Source organism: Mesorhizobium muleiense (assembly GCF_900099905.1).
Taxonomy (GTDB): Bacteria; Pseudomonadota; Alphaproteobacteria; order Rhizobiales; family Rhizobiaceae; genus Mesorhizobium; species Mesorhizobium muleiense.
Window position 1 is genome coordinate 130,625 of record NZ_FNEE01000007.1, and the last position, 13,456, is coordinate 144,080.

Consider the following 13,456-nt stretch of genomic DNA (forward strand, 5'->3'; position numbering starts at 1 on the left):
CTTTGCGGACATGGCAGCCATCACGTTGGGGCACTTGATATTGCATCGCAGCAAGCGTAGAGCACCGCGCGCTTATCGGAGTGTCGTCCATGGCCCTTACCAACAGTGGTAGTGAGGCAGAACCAGTCGAACAGTCCAGCCATCCTGAGGTCGAAAAGCACAGCACCAAGGTCTTGATGCTGGGCGCCCTCGGCGTGGTCTATGGCGATATCGGCACCAGCCCTATCTATGCGCTTCGCGAAGCACTGCATGCTTCGTCGGGCACCGATCCGCGCAGTGCCGTTCTGGGCATTCTGTCGCTGATCGTCTGGGCACTGACGATTATCGTGACCATAAAGTATGTCGCCTTCGTGCTTCGGGCGGATAACAAGGGTGAGGGCGGTACCCTGTCGCTTATGGCGCTGGCCCGGAAAGCCTATCCGGCTGGCTCCGGCATCATTCTTGTCATCGGTCTGTGCGGAGCCGCACTGTTTTTCGGCGACGCGATCATAACGCCGGCCATTTCGGTGCTGTCAGCGGTGGAAGGGCTGAGCGTCGTGACCCCGGCGTTCGATCCATATGTGGTTCCCATTACATTGGTGATTCTTGCCGTCCTGTTTGCCGTGCAGCGCTTCGGGACCGGCAGAGTGGCCTCGGTTTTCGGGCCGGTGACAGCGCTCTGGTTTCTGGCGATCGGCATTGCCGGATTGGTGCACATTAGCGACGATCCGTCGGTGCTTTTGGCAATCAACCCCTACTATGCCGTCGCCTACCTTGCCGAGGCCAAAGCGGGCGCGTTTCTCACCGTCGGCGCGGTTTTTCTGGCGGTTACCGGTGCCGAAGCGCTTTACGTCGATCTCGGACATTTCGGTCGCCGTCCAATCGTGCTGGCCTGGTTCTGGATCGTCTTTCCCTGCCTGCTGCTCAGCTATTTTGGGCAAGGCGCGTTCGTTCTTGCCCATGGCGGCGTGCCCGACAATCCGTTTTTCCAGATGCTGCCGGATTGGGCACTGATACCGATGGTCGGGCTCGCAACAGCAGCGACTGTCATCGCCAGTCAAGCCGTTATCTCCGGGGCGTTTTCGCTGACCCGGCAAGCGGTGCAGCTCAATCTTCTGCCCAGAATCGAAGTTCAGCATACTTCCGAGATGCAACTCGGCCAGATTTACATGCCGCGCGTGAACCTCCTTCTCGCGCTCGGCGTGATGCTGCTGGTCGTCGGCTTTGGCAGTTCGAGTTCGCTCGCTTCCGCCTATGGAATTTCGGTGACAGGCGAGATGCTGATGACGACGATCTTGCTGTTCGTGGTGATGCGGTGGCAATGGAAATGGCAGACCGCGCTCGCTGCGGCGCTGGCGCTGCTGTTTGGCACGATAGACACCGGCTTCTTCCTGGCGAATATCGTGAAATTCTTGGAAGGCGGATGGGTTTCAATCGCCGTGGCCTGCATCATGGGGTTGATCATGGGGACCTGGATACGCGGCAGCCGCTATCTGTTCGACAAGACGCGCAGGAACGAGATTCCGCTCGATTTCCTTGCCGCCAATTTGTTGAAGAAGAAACCGCAGCTGGTGTCCGGCACGGCCGTGTTCCTGACCAGCGATCCGGTCAGCGCGCCGACCGCGCTGATGCACAGCCTGAAGCACTACAAGGTGCTGCACGAACAGAACGTCATCCTCTCGGTGGTGACGGCGCAGCAGCCTGTCGTGCCCGACAGTGACCGGGTCAAGATGGAAACGATCAACGATCTGTTCATGCGGGTGACACTGACCTTCGGCTACATGGAACAGCCCAACATTCCGCGTGCGCTGGCGATCTGCCGCAAGCAGGGCTGGAAGTTCGACATCATGACGACGTCCTTCTTCCTGTCGCGGCGCTCGCTCAAGGCATCACCCAACTCCGGCATGCCGGTGTGGCAGGACAAGCTGTTCATCGGCTTGGCGCGCACGGCAGCCGATGCGACGGAGTATTTCCAGATCCCGACCGGACGTGTGGTCGAGATCGGAACGCAGGTGGCGATTTAGGGGCGGCGCGAATACTGAGCCGTTGCGATCCTTCGCGCCCCCCTCTGTCCTGCAGGACAGAGGGGGGCGCTGTCCCGCCGGCTTCGGAAGTCCGGCACTCTATTCTGGCTCAGCTGGCCAGCGCTGCCTTGTTCGCTTCAAGAAACTGCTTCAGCGATTGCGGCTTCCTGCCCGACAGTGTCTCGATCGCGTCGGTCACCATGCCGATGCGGCCGGAGCGCGTGTTGGTGTCGAAGGACGTGACGATTGGGGCAAAGCCCTCGGGAACGCCGGCAGCCTTCAGGCCCTCGGTCAACGCCTCGTCCGAAAGCTGGACGACCTCGATCGGCTTGCCGGTGACGTCCGTCACCAGGGCCGCGATCTCGGCGACGGTATGGGCCTGCGGACCGGTCAGCGTGTATGTCGTGCTTTCGCTGGCGCCCGAGGCAAGGCCGGCAGCGATCGCCGCGGCCATGTCGTCGCGGGCGCCATGGGCGATGCGGCCGTCGGCCGCGGATGTATACCAGTGTCCCGAGGCAATGGCGTGCGGCAGCGACATGAACAGGTTCTCCTGATACCAGCCGTTGCGGAAAATCGTGTAGGGGATGCCGCTCGCCTTGATCGCCTGCTCGGTCCCGTAATGATCGCCCGCAAACAGCACCGGCGATCCCGGCTCAGGGTTGGGCATCGAGGTGTAGAGCAGATGCGAAACGCCGGCCTGCCGCGCGGCTGCGACGGCATTTTCGTGCTGCTTGAGCCGCTTGCCCCCAAGGTCGAGCTCGCCGGTCGAGATGATCAGGACCCGGCCGGCGCCCTTGAATGCTTCGACAAGCGACGCGGTGTCATCGAAATCGGCTTGCCTGATGATGACGCCGCGCGCTGCCAGCTCGGCGAGGTTTTCCGGATTGCGGGTGGCGGCGATGATGCGTGCGGGCGGAACCTTGAGCGTGTCCAGCAGATGATCGACGACGCCGCGGCCAAGCTGGCCGGAGGCGCCGGTGACGAGAAGGGTATCGGTCATGGGAAGTCCTGTCGTTGCGCCGGAGCGGCGGGTGCTTATATAAGTCTCAAAAAGAGACCAGCACTAAAATAGGAATTGACCGACCCTCGTAAAGAAGGCAGTTTTGCGGGAGGTAGGCAGGCGCAGGGAACCAGCGATGGACAGCAAGGTCGTCAGTCTGAAGTCGAAGCTCGAGATTTACAAAGCGTGCAGCGGCGGCGGCAACCTTGCCGACTGTCCGGTGCGCGACGTGATCCAGGGCATCAGCAACAAATGGAGTTCGCTGCTGATGATGGCGCTGGCCGAAAAGCCGTACCGGTTCGGCGAATTGCGGCGGCTGGTGCCCGACATTTCCCAGCGCATGCTCACCCAGACGCTGCACGATTTGCAGCGCGACGGTTATGTCCATCGCGAGGTCTTCCCGACCAAGCCGCCGAGCGTCGAATACAGTCTGACCGATCTCGGACGCTCGATGTTCGGGCCCCTGCATCAGCTGCTCCAATGGGCCGAGCTCAATCATGGCGCGGTGCGCGCTGCGCGGAACGCTTTCGACGCCGCCGAGACCTGACTCATCGATACCAGGAGCGATGGCTTGATTTGCCGATAGCGCTGAAGGATTGTCCGGCCTGGGCGAGACGATTCGGCGGCAATGGGCAATTCTCTGGACATCGCGATTGCCGGCGCCGGCCCGGCCGGGCTGGCCGCGGCGCTCTATCTGAAGCGTGCCGGGCATCGGGTCACCATCTTCGAGCGCTTCGACGAGCCAAAGCCGGTCGGGTCCGGGCTGATCCTGCAGCCGACCGGGCTGACGGTGCTTGCCGATCTTGGTGTGCTCGACGACATCCTGGCGCTGGGCAGCCGCATCGACCGGCTGCATGGCGCCGATGCGAAAACCGGCCGCACCGTGCTCGACGTCCGCTATGATGCGCAGCGCCGCAGTCGTTTCGGGCTGGCGGTGCACCGGGCGGCCTTGTTCGGCGTGCTTTTCCGCGCCGTCCGGCGCGAGGCGATCGCCATCGAAACCGGCGTCGAGCTCGAGACGCTGGAAACCGGCGAACGGGCAACGCTGATCTGCGGCAACGGGCGAAGGATAGGGCCGTTCGATCTGGTCGTCGATGCCAGCGGTTCGCGCTCCAGATTGCGGCAGCGCGTAGGGAATTCGGGGGAGCCGCGGCCGCTCGCCTATGGCGCGTTCTGGGCGTCGCTCGGCTGGCGCGGCGACCGTTTTGACGAACACGCGCTGCTGCAGCGCTACGACAGAGCGAGCGTGATGATCGGCGTGCTGCCGATCGGCAGACCGGAACCGGTTGCCGAGAAGATGGCAGCATTCTTCTGGAGCCTGAAGCCGGCGGACGCAGAGCAGGTCAGGGCGACAGGCCTCGACTCCTGGAAGGCGAGGCTGGTTCGGCTGTGGCCCGAATGCGAGGCGTTCACGCGCCAGATCGACAGTTTCGATCAGCTTTCGCTGGCGCGCTACGGCCATCACACGCTCAAGCTGCCGGCCGGACGGCGATGGGCGATCATCGGCGATGCGGCACATTCGACCAGCCCGCAGCTCGGGCAAGGGGCGAACATGGCGCTGCTCGACGCGGCGGCGCTCAACTATGCGCTCATAGGAACGGATCGTGTCGATACTGCGCTGGAGGCCTATGTCCGGGCGCGGCGATGGCATGTCCGGGTCTTTCAGGCGCTGTCGCTGATGCTGACGCCGTTCTACCAGTCGGATTCGACCGTGATGCCGTTCGTCCGCGACAGGCTGGTGGCGTCGGTGGCAAGAATCCCGCCGGCGCCAAACATCCTTGCCTCGATGGTGGCTGGAACCATGATCGATCCGTTCAGGCGGATCGGTATCAAGGAAGCGCAGTGACCGCCTCGCAGCGGCGGATGAGTTTCGAAAGGTGCGCACCCTTCGCTTGCAGGAATGCATGAAGGCGCTGTGGATAGTCCGGGGTGACGGCGTCCATCACCGACTTGCGTTCGTGCAATCGCTTTCGCCAGGCCTCGACACGCGGCTTTCCGCTCAGGATGCCGAACGCGCCGATCCGATCGAAGGCGTCGAAATAGCGGAAGACTGGCCCAAAGACAGCATCGACCAGTGAAAAGCGCTCGCCGGCAAACCATCGCCCAGCCCGGCCAGCCGCCAGTTCCGCTTCGAGACGATCGAACATTGCCGACAGAGCTTTGCTTTCGGTAAGAAAGGCGGCCTCGGTCGGTGCGGAATAGAACCGACCGATTGCGTTGAGGATGGCCGAGCCGAACTCGATCCAGGCGCGATGCCGGGCGCGGACCAGCGGGTCGGCAGGATGCAGTGGGTTGGCCAGCGTTTCCTCGAGAAATTCGAGGATGACCGCCGATTCGAAGATCACCGTTTCCTCGCCGTCCTGCTGCACGCGCAGCAGCGGTACCTTGCCGAGCGGCGATATCGCCTTGAACCAGGCCGGTTTTTTGGCGAGATCGATGGTGAGGCGTTCGAACGGCACGTCCTTTTCGGCGAGCGAGATCGCCGCGCGCTGCACATAGGGACAAAGGTGGTGGCTGACGAGAACGAGCTTGTCGGTCACCAGGCCGCCCGTCTCCGGAATGTCGACGATCTCGCAGGTTTCATGTTTCATGGCAGTGCCTTCCGATATAAATGCAGTTGCATCTATATAGATGCATTTGCATCCATTGGTAAGCTTGATGCAATTGCATCTATCGCCTATGCTGCATCATGACGGAGAATCCTTCGCCGGCGGCCATCAAAGCCTGGGCGCGCCTGATGCGCGTTTCGCGCCAGCTGCTGGAACGGGCCGAAGACGCGCTGAAGGACGCCGGCTTGCCGCCGCTTGCCTGGTACGACGTGCTGCATGAGCTTGCCGAAGCCGGCGAGGGCGGCTTGCGGCCATTCCAGCTGATCGAGCGCACCCTGTTTGCGCAGTACAACGTCTCGCGGCTGCTGGCGCGGCTCGAAGCGGACGGACTGGTCGAGAAGCTCAGGGTTGCCGATGACGGTCGCGGACAGACGGTCCGCATCACCGGCAAGGGGCGCGAGATGCGCCGCCGGATGTGGGCCGTCTACGGGCGATCGATCGCCGAGCTGGTCGGCGCCAGGCTCTCCAATAATGACCTGGAAACCTTGTCGGCTCTGCTCGGGCGGCTGCGTCATCCGGCGATGCCGGAGTGATGTGGTCCCGCTGGCGCTGACGGTCGCTTGCAGCCGTCAGGCACTGCCCCAGAGGAATGCCAGTGCCGCCAGCACGCCAAGCATGACGCGAACCAGATGCAGATTGCCCCATTTGACGATCAGCGCCCGCGCTTGCAGATTGACGGCGGCCGCGTCCATCGCCGCCAGCAACCGGTTTGTCGGCATCATTACGATCAGCGTCCATGGCCATGGCAGGATGATCAGCACTGCCCCGATGAGATAGCCGAGACTGCCGGTTAGCCACCAGGCAACGACACCAAGAACACAGGCGACGACGGCAATCGACGCCTGCATGGCGGCGCCGCGCTTGTAGGAAAGCTGCCATTCCTGCAGCAGTGCACGGTCGTCAAGGCGAAGCCGCGCCGGTTGCTCGGCAACGCTGATATAGATGGCGGCGCCCGCGAAAGCGGCGGCAACAGTCAATGCAAGCAGGCCGACGAGCATTTTTCTCTCCGCAACATGCCGTACGAGCGGTGGCGGTACGAGCGGTGGCCGTTCCGGCCTGGAAGTGTCAAAAAGCGGAGATAGGGCTTGCCCCGGGTCCGACAATACGTCATAGACGCGCCGAACCGTAACGTACGGTACGGCCCTGGTCGCCGCCGTTATCGAGCAGGAAAAGAGTTTGTTGCAGGCAAGCGTCGACATCGACACCAGCGAAGCGCTGACCGAGCGGCAGAAAGCCGTGCTCGACGCCGCACTTCGGCTGCTGGTCGAGGAGGGCGATCAGTTGACCATGACCGCGGTGGCGCGGCGGGCAAGCTGTTCCAAGGAAACGCTCTACAAATGGTTCGGCGATCGCGACGGGCTGTTGACGGCAATTGTTCAATGGCAGGCCTCCAAGGTGCGGGTGGTGCCGGTCGACGGCAAGGGGCTTACCCTTGCTTCGCTGACGGTGAGCCTCGCACGCTTCGCTTCGGACTGGCTCAAGGTGATTTCGAGCGACACATCGATCGCGCTGAACCGCGTCGCCATTGGCCGTGCTGGCTCGGGCAATGACGATCTTGGCGCCATCGTGCTGGAGAACGGGCGTTTCGCGCTGGCCCGGCGCCTGAAGCCGGTGCTGGAGGCCGGTCGGCAGGCCGGGCTTCTCGAGTTCTCGGATGCCGAAGCGGCATTCCGCACCTTTTTCGGGCTGGTCGCCCGCGACGTGCAGATCCGCCTGCTGCTCGGCGACCGGCTAAAATTGACTGATGCGGCGATTGGCGGCGATGCCGTCCGGGCGACGCAGCAGTTTCTCGCTCTTCACGGAGCAAAAACCGGGCCGCAAGGCCTCTAGAGCCGGATGATTTCAGGTCAAGTCGACCTGAACTCTGAATCCGGCTCTAAATCAAAGAGATAGAGCATGATGTCGTCCGAAAACCGCTTCACACTTTTCGGCATCATGCTCTGAATTCAAAAACGGGAAGGAAGAAAAATGCGTGTCTATTACGATCGCGACGCCGATCTCAACCTGATCAAGGGCAAAAAGGTCGCCATCATCGGCTATGGCAGCCAGGGCCGGGCGCATGCGCTCAATCTCAAGGATTCTGGCGTTGGGGAAATCGCCATCGGCCTCAAGGCCGGCTCGGCGACCGCCCAAAAAGTCGAGGCCGACGGGCTCAAGGTGATGAGCGTGGCGGAAGCCGCCAAATGGGCCGACCTGATGATGATGGCGACGCCGGACGAGCTGCAGGCCGATATCTACAAATCCGAAATCGCGCCGAACATCCGCGATGGCGCGGCGATCGCCTTTGCCCACGGCCTCAACGTGCACTTTGGCCTGATCGAGCCGAAGGCCTCGGTCGACGTCGTCATGATCGCGCCGAAGGGGCCTGGCCACACGGTGCGCGGCGAATACCAGAAGGGCGGCGGCGTGCCGTGCCTGGTCGCGGTCAACCAGGATGCTTCGGGCAATGCACTTGATCTCGCCCTGTCCTATGCCTGCGGCGTCGGCGGCGGCCGTTCGGGCATCATCGAGACCAATTTCCGCGAGGAATGCGAAACCGATCTGTTCGGCGAGCAGGTTGTCCTGTGCGGCGGCCTGGTCGAGCTGATCCGCGCCGGTTTCGAGACGCTGGTGGAAGCCGGCTACGCGCCGGAAATGGCCTATTTCGAGTGCCTGCACGAGGTCAAGCTGATCGTCGACCTGATCTACGAAGGCGGCATCGCCAACATGAACTACTCGATCTCGAACACCGCCGAATGGGGCGAATATGTTTCGGGCCCGCGCATCATCACCGCCGAGACCAAGGCCGAGATGAAGCGCGTGCTGAAGGATATCCAGACCGGCAAGTTCACCTCGGAATGGATGCAGGAGTATCGCGCCGGCATGTCGCGCTTCAAGGGCATCCGCCGCAACAACGACAGCCATCAGATCGAGGAAGTCGGCGCCAAGCTGCGCGCGATGATGCCGTGGATTTCCAGGAACAAGCTGGTCGACAAGGCCAAGAACTGATCGAAATCCGCAATTTTGTCATTGCACAGGAAAAACCGGCGGAGCGCTCCGCCGGTTTTTTTACATGAAGGCCGTGTGGTTGGCTGGTTGGACAATGCCGCTCAGGGGATCTAGCCGTAGTGCCAGTGGGGCTTTGGCTCGGTGCCGGTGAACATCACGCCGATGCGGTTCTCGCGGCGCCAGCGGACCACTGCCTTGTAGGCGATGCCGTCGGTCGGCACATAGAGCAGGAACTCGTCGGGCACGCGAGCGTCGATCGAGACCATCAATTCGGCGCCGCCGTCATGCATGTTGCGCACCGTGCACGTGACCTCGGAATTGGTGATGCCGGTCAGGATCGTCGCGCCCTTGAAGACGCGCTGCCTGCGTTTGTCCCTGTTTTCGTCTTCAGCCATCGCGCATAATCCCTGGTGCGATCGGCAGGATAATTAGGCCCGCCTGATAAACATAGCGTTATCGTCGCGAAAAGGACGCAAAGGACTTCAGAAGAAGGGTGGGTCAGATGAAAACGGCGCCGCGCGGCGCGGCGCCGTTGGAGTTTATCAGTCGCACCACTCAGCTATAGGGCGACCAGCACTGCTGGCGCGGACCGCCGTAGGGCTGGAACGTATTGTCCCAGGCGCGATAGGACCGATAGCGGTCGTAGCACCAGCGGACATGGGCGCTGGAAAGCCGTTCCGTGCGATACTGACGCCGAGGCGGGTAGTAGCGCGGCTCATAATAGCTCGGCCCACTATAGTAGTTGTAGGCGGGCAGCCCGAGACCCAGGCCGAAATAGATCGCGGAATCATTGAAGTGACGGCGGTGATGACGACGGTGGCGCCAGCGCCGGTCGTCGTGATCACGCCATCTCCAGGCTTCGTCGCGACCGCGCCATCTCCGATCATTGCCACCGCGCCACTCCCGGCCGCCGTGCCGATTGCGCCAGCGCCATTCGCTCCGCCTGTCGTTGCCACCGGCCCAGCTTTCGCGGACAGGCACAACCTCGGCGGCGACGGCGTTGGCCGGCATCGGCAGCACGGGTTTGGCAATCGGTCCGGCGAACGCGGGGGCCGACAGGCCGGCCATCAGACCCAGAGCCAGCAGCCCGGATCTGACAGAAAAAGAAAAGAGCGGGTTCATTGCACTCTCCAAGAGATCTCAGGCCCCACGCCCGGCGATGAAGAATGTCATTCATGCAGCTTCGCGCCTGAACGGAGGATGAACGGAAAGGTTTCGTCAACCATCGCGGGCAGGGCGGGCCCTTGTTTTCGGCCGCGCTTGTGGGCAAAGGTCACCGCCATGTCGCTGCGCCTCGCCACCTTCAATGTCGAAAACCTGATGAACAGGTTTGATTTTTCCGGATACCGCAACCAGCTCAACGAGGATCGCACGCTGGCGCTCTTCGACATCCAGAGCGAGGCCGAATACAAGATGCTGGAGCAGGCGCGGGCGATCGCGCAATCCGACGATACGCGGCAGCTGACGGCATTGGCCATCGCCGCCACCCGCGCCGACATCATCTGCATGCAGGAGGTCGACAATATCGAGGCGCTGAAGGCTTTCGAACACGGCTATCTGTTCAGGATGGTCGGGCATGGCTACCGCCAGAAATACACCACCGCCGGCAACGATTCGCGCGGCATCGACGTCGCCGTGATGATGCGCAACGAGACCGCGCAGGGCCAGCCGATCGAATTCGTGCGCATGACAAGCCACGCCTATGTCACGTTCGAGCAGTTCGGCCTGCACACGCCGGACCTGGCAGCGTTCGGGCATCAGGCCAACCAGCGCATCTTCCGGCGCGACTGCCTGGAAATCGACCTGACCGTCGGTGGCGTGCCGCTGACGCTCTATCTGGTGCATTTCAAGTCGATGGGCGCGCCCCGCAACGGTCTCGACGGGCGCCAGACGACGATGCCGCTGCGCATCGCTGAGGCGCAAGCGGTGCGCCGGATCATCGAGGAGCGTTTCGGTGGGGATCACGCCGCCGACAAATACTGGGCGATCTGCGGCGACATGAACGACTATCGGCAGCGCGTGAAGATCTCCGGCGACGCCTTTGACGGCTACCGCTTCGAGGTGATCGACGAGAGCCAGTCCTGCCTCAACGTGCTCACCGCCGGCGGCTTTTGCGAGAATGCGGTCGAGCGGCGCCCGGAAATGGACCGTTGGACCTTGTACCATACGCGCGGGCCGCAAGAGCGGCATCTGTGCCAGCTCGACTACATCCTGTTGTCGAAGGCACTGGCAGCCAGGAACGCGACCGCCGTTCCCGACATCATCCGCAACGGCCAGCCCTGGCGCACGATCTTTCCGGCAGGCCAGGAGGTGGACCGGTTTCCGCGTTGCGGCTGGGACCGGCCGAAGGCGTCGGACCACTGTCCTGTGGCGATGACCCTTGAAATGACCTGAGGATCGTTTTCGTTGAGCTTCGACCTGCCGCGCAACATCATCCTTCCGGTCGACGCCGTCGATGTCAGGCTCGACCCCGGCCCGCACCCGTTCGAACGCGACAATGCGCAAGCGATCGCCGAGAATTGGCGGCGCGAGACCGCAGCCAACCCGGCGCTGTTCGACGGCACCGTGGTGCTGCTTTCGGCGCTCCGCTATCGCGACAGCAGCCTCGTCGGCCGCTGCCATGCGGTGCGCTACTCGACCTTCATGCTTTGGCGCGGCAATCGCCAGGTGGCGGGGGCCGAGCACGCCTATGCCCATGCCATGCTGGTCGCCGGCGACAATTCGCTGGTGGCGATCCGCATGGCGTCGCACACCGTCAATGCCGGTCGCGTCTACTTCGCCGCCGGCTCGTTCGAGCCAACCGATTTCCGCGACGGCCTTGTCGATGTCGACTTCAACATGATCCGCGAGGTGCGGGAAGAAACCGGCCTCGACCTTGCCGGCGCGGCGCGCGGCAGGCGCTACTATGCCCTGTCGACGGCAACCGGCACGGTGATCTTTCGCCGCTATCGCGAGATTGCATCCGCCGACGAGGTCGCGCAGCGCATCAGCGCCTTTGTCGCCACCGAGGCAGAGCCGGAGATCGACGGGCCTGTCGTCATCCGCAGTGCCGATGACCTGCCGGACGGGCTGATGCCGCACATGAAGCCACTGATCGAGTGGCATTTTGCCGGCAAGGACTAACGCATCGGGCCGAAAATCGGAATCGATTTTCGGAAAGCACGACGCGCAGATTCAAAATGTTAGAGCGTACTTTGTGCGTCCAAGTGGACGCACGTCGCTGTTTCGAAGTGTTAGAGCGTACTTGTGCGTCCAAGTGGACGCACGTCGCTCTAATGACGCATTTTGTTTTCGATGGTTTTGCGGTCGTTGCGGGCGGCGACGAAAAACAGCATGACGCCGATACCCAGCAGCGCACCCATCGTCGTTCCCATCGTCTGACCAACAACCTGCTGGAAATCGGCGGTGACATGATCGGGGTTGGCCATGCCGTAGCTGGCCAAATACCACCAAAAGCCCGCCAATGCGGCCTCGATAATCACCGTCACCAAAGCCACTCGCTCTTTCTTGCTCATCCCACTATTCCCCCATATCCCCAATGCGATTGCTAGCACCGCGGGCTGTTCCGCGACAGGGGCAGGGCGACGGCCGCGCCAAAATTTTGGGGACATCTGAAGGCGACGCACGCTGCGCCGCGCTATTCATGCCTCAGCGCGTCGATCGGATCGAGCCGCGCGCCGCGCAGCGCCGGGAAGAAACCGAACACCATGCCGATCAGCGCCGAGAAGCCGACGGCGAGCAGGATCACCGCCGGGCTTGGTGCAAACGGGATCGCCAGCGTCAGCGAGGCGAGGCCGGCCAGCGCCAGGCCGATCAGGATGCCGATGATGCCGCCGAGCAGCGACAGCACGGTCGCCTCGACCAGGAACTGGATGAGGATGTGCTTTTCATGCGCGCCGATCGCCAGCCTTATGCCGATCTCGCGGGTGCGCTCGGTCACCGACACCAGCATGATGTTCATGATGCCGATGCCGCCGACCAACAGGCTGACGCCGGCGACCGCTCCCAGCATGCCGGTCATCGTCGTGGTGGCGCTCGCCATGGCGTCGGCGATCTGGGTCATGTCGCGTATCGAGAAGTCGTCTTCGCGGTCCGGCGGGATGCGGCGTGCATCGCGCAAGATGTCCTCGACGCGCGGCAGCAGCTCGGTGGTCGCCGTCCCGTCGTCGGCGGCGACGTAGATCGAGTCGATGTCGCGGTTGCCGGCGATGCGGCGCTGGTAGGCGGCGAGCGGCATCAGCACGACATTGTCCTGGTCCTGGCCGAAGCCGGTATAGCCCTTCGGCTCGAGCAGGCCGATGATCTTGCACGAGGTGCGGTTGACGCGAATGATCTCGCCTTCGGGGTCGCCGGCGCCGAAGAACTGCTGGCGCACGGTTTCGCCGATCAGGCAGACGCCGGTGCCCGAGCGGATTTCCGAATCGCTGAACGGTCGGCCCGAGACCAGCTTCCAGTCGCGCGCATCGAGATAGGCGCTGTCGGTGCCGGTGACACCCGACGTCAGGCTTTCGGTGCCGAAGATGACGCGGACCTGCTTTTGCGAGGCGGGCGAGATGGCGCGGGCGCCGCTCAAATGTGCGACAAGCGCGGCAAGTTCCTTGCTACCGAGCGGACGTGTGGCCTGGTCGAGCCCTCCCGGTCCGCCGGGCCCGGCCGGGCGGCCGGGGCGGACAACGAGCAAATTGCTGCCGAGCTTGGAAATGTCGGCCTTTACCTTTTCGGTGGTGCCCGAGCCAATGGTGAGCATGGCGATGACGGCGGCAACGCCGATGACGATGCCGAGCAGCGTCAGAAACGAGCGCAGCACGTTGCGGCGCACTGAAAGCAGCGAGAGGCGGACGGTTTCCCAGATCATG

Annotated in this window: 15 protein-coding genes; 8 read left to right on the forward strand and 7 right to left on the reverse strand. The window is 62.9% G+C overall.

The features are described 5' to 3' along the window. The first annotated feature begins 89 nt into the window (after window positions 1-89). Window positions 90-2,003 carry a potassium transporter Kup gene (locus BLT09_RS15070; protein ID WP_091594259.1) on the forward strand — a complete coding sequence of 638 codons (1,914 nt, stop codon included), beginning with the start codon at window positions 90-92 and terminating at the stop codon, window positions 2,001-2,003. 109 nt (window positions 2,004-2,112) lie between these two features. Here BLT09_RS15070 and BLT09_RS15075 read toward each other — a convergent pair whose 3' ends face one another. Continuing rightward, window positions 2,113-3,003: an SDR family oxidoreductase gene (locus tag BLT09_RS15075; RefSeq protein ID WP_091594261.1), complete on the reverse strand. Its 891-nt coding sequence runs from the start codon at window positions 3,001-3,003 to the stop codon at window positions 2,113-2,115. Between the two features lie 136 nt (window positions 3,004-3,139). On the opposite strand from BLT09_RS15075, the gene BLT09_RS15080 reads away from it, so the two are divergent. Both BLT09_RS15080 and BLT09_RS15085 read left to right on the forward strand, forming a co-directional pair. Continuing rightward, complete coding sequence (locus tag BLT09_RS15080; RefSeq protein WP_023798817.1) at window positions 3,140-3,550, forward strand: winged helix-turn-helix transcriptional regulator; 411 nt, start codon at window positions 3,140-3,142, stop codon at window positions 3,548-3,550. 81 nt (window positions 3,551-3,631) lie between these two features. Continuing rightward, entirely contained in the window at window positions 3,632-4,849 is a 1,218-nt protein-coding gene (locus tag BLT09_RS15085) for an FAD-dependent oxidoreductase (protein ID WP_091594263.1), read from the forward strand. Here the strand turns inward: BLT09_RS15085 and BLT09_RS15090 are convergent. Then, complete coding sequence (locus BLT09_RS15090; protein ID WP_091594265.1) at window positions 4,833-5,594, reverse strand: glutathione S-transferase family protein; 762 nt, start codon at window positions 5,592-5,594, stop codon at window positions 4,833-4,835. The genes BLT09_RS15085 and BLT09_RS15090 overlap by 17 nt on opposite strands. Window positions 5,595-5,692: 98 nt before the next feature. On the opposite strand from BLT09_RS15090, the gene BLT09_RS15095 reads away from it, so the two are divergent. Continuing rightward, entirely contained in the window at window positions 5,693-6,145 is a 453-nt protein-coding gene (locus BLT09_RS15095; protein ID WP_091594267.1) for a MarR family winged helix-turn-helix transcriptional regulator, read from the forward strand. 36 nt (window positions 6,146-6,181) lie between these two features. On the opposite strand, the gene BLT09_RS15100 is transcribed toward BLT09_RS15095, so the two are convergent. Next, window positions 6,182-6,610 (reverse strand): anthrone oxygenase family protein, encoded by a 429-nt coding sequence (locus BLT09_RS15100; RefSeq protein WP_091594269.1) that lies wholly within the window; start codon window positions 6,608-6,610, stop codon window positions 6,182-6,184. Window positions 6,611-6,791: 181 nt separating this feature from the next. On the opposite strand from BLT09_RS15100, the gene BLT09_RS15105 reads away from it, so the two are divergent. Beyond that, a complete protein-coding gene (locus tag BLT09_RS15105) occupies window positions 6,792-7,442 on the forward strand; it encodes a TetR/AcrR family transcriptional regulator (protein ID WP_413468430.1) in 651 nt (216 codons plus the stop codon). A gap of 138 nt (window positions 7,443-7,580) precedes the next feature. Continuing rightward, a complete protein-coding gene (ilvC, locus tag BLT09_RS15110; RefSeq protein ID WP_091594273.1) occupies window positions 7,581-8,600 on the forward strand; it encodes a ketol-acid reductoisomerase in 1,020 nt (339 codons plus the stop codon). Window positions 8,601-8,710: 110 nt separating this feature from the next. Here the strand turns inward: ilvC and BLT09_RS15115 are convergent, their stop codons facing one another. Continuing rightward, window positions 8,711-8,995 (reverse strand): PilZ domain-containing protein, encoded by a 285-nt coding sequence (locus BLT09_RS15115; protein ID WP_091594275.1) that lies wholly within the window; start codon window positions 8,993-8,995, stop codon window positions 8,711-8,713. A gap of 160 nt (window positions 8,996-9,155) precedes the next feature. Then, a complete protein-coding gene (locus tag BLT09_RS15120) occupies window positions 9,156-9,722 on the reverse strand; it encodes a BA14K family protein (protein ID WP_091594277.1) in 567 nt (188 codons plus the stop codon). A gap of 159 nt (window positions 9,723-9,881) precedes the next feature. Here BLT09_RS15120 and BLT09_RS15125 point away from each other — a divergent pair, with 159 nt between their 5' ends. Beyond that, window positions 9,882-10,994 carry an endonuclease/exonuclease/phosphatase family protein gene (locus tag BLT09_RS15125; protein WP_091594279.1) on the forward strand — a complete coding sequence of 371 codons (1,113 nt, stop codon included), beginning with the start codon at window positions 9,882-9,884 and terminating at the stop codon, window positions 10,992-10,994. A gap of 12 nt (window positions 10,995-11,006) precedes the next feature. Then, entirely contained in the window at window positions 11,007-11,723 is a 717-nt protein-coding gene (locus BLT09_RS15130) for a hypothetical protein (RefSeq protein WP_091594281.1), read from the forward strand. 149 nt (window positions 11,724-11,872) lie between these two features. Here the strand turns inward: BLT09_RS15130 and BLT09_RS15135 are convergent, their stop codons facing one another. Further along, a complete protein-coding gene (locus tag BLT09_RS15135; RefSeq protein ID WP_091594283.1) occupies window positions 11,873-12,115 on the reverse strand; it encodes a hypothetical protein in 243 nt (80 codons plus the stop codon). Window positions 12,116-12,237: 122 nt separating this feature from the next. After that, entirely contained in the window at window positions 12,238-13,455 is a 1,218-nt protein-coding gene (locus BLT09_RS15140) for an ABC transporter permease (protein ID WP_091594285.1), read from the reverse strand. Window position 13,456 lies beyond the last annotated feature (1 nt).

Excerpts from the sequence above, each read along its gene's own strand:
- BLT09_RS15085 (WP_091594263.1), top strand. The coding sequence starts at position 3,632 with ATGGGCAATTCTCTGGACATCGCGATTGCCGGCGCCGGCCCGGCCGGG.
- BLT09_RS15120 (WP_091594277.1), bottom strand. The coding sequence starts at position 9,722 with ATGAACCCGCTCTTTTCTTTTTCTGTCAGATCCGGGCTGCTGGCTCTG.
- BLT09_RS15080 (WP_023798817.1), top strand. The coding sequence starts at position 3,140 with ATGGACAGCAAGGTCGTCAGTCTGAAGTCGAAGCTCGAGATTTACAAA.
- BLT09_RS15090 (WP_091594265.1), bottom strand. The coding sequence starts at position 5,594 with ATGAAACATGAAACCTGCGAGATCGTCGACATTCCGGAGACGGGCGGC.
- ilvC (WP_091594273.1), top strand. The coding sequence starts at position 7,581 with ATGCGTGTCTATTACGATCGCGACGCCGATCTCAACCTGATCAAGGGC.
- BLT09_RS15070 (WP_091594259.1), top strand. The coding sequence starts at position 90 with ATGGCCCTTACCAACAGTGGTAGTGAGGCAGAACCAGTCGAACAGTCC.
- BLT09_RS15075 (WP_091594261.1), bottom strand. The coding sequence starts at position 3,003 with ATGACCGATACCCTTCTCGTCACCGGCGCCTCCGGCCAGCTTGGCCGC.
- BLT09_RS15115 (WP_091594275.1), bottom strand. The coding sequence starts at position 8,995 with ATGGCTGAAGACGAAAACAGGGACAAACGCAGGCAGCGCGTCTTCAAG.
- BLT09_RS15140 (WP_091594285.1), bottom strand. The coding sequence starts at position 13,455 with ATGATCTGGGAAACCGTCCGCCTCTCGCTGCTTTCAGTGCGCCGCAAC.
- BLT09_RS15135 (WP_091594283.1), bottom strand. The coding sequence starts at position 12,115 with ATGAGCAAGAAAGAGCGAGTGGCTTTGGTGACGGTGATTATCGAGGCC.
- BLT09_RS15095 (WP_091594267.1), top strand. The coding sequence starts at position 5,693 with ATGACGGAGAATCCTTCGCCGGCGGCCATCAAAGCCTGGGCGCGCCTG.
- BLT09_RS15125 (WP_091594279.1), top strand. The coding sequence starts at position 9,882 with ATGTCGCTGCGCCTCGCCACCTTCAATGTCGAAAACCTGATGAACAGG.
- BLT09_RS15100 (WP_091594269.1), bottom strand. The coding sequence starts at position 6,610 with ATGCTCGTCGGCCTGCTTGCATTGACTGTTGCCGCCGCTTTCGCGGGC.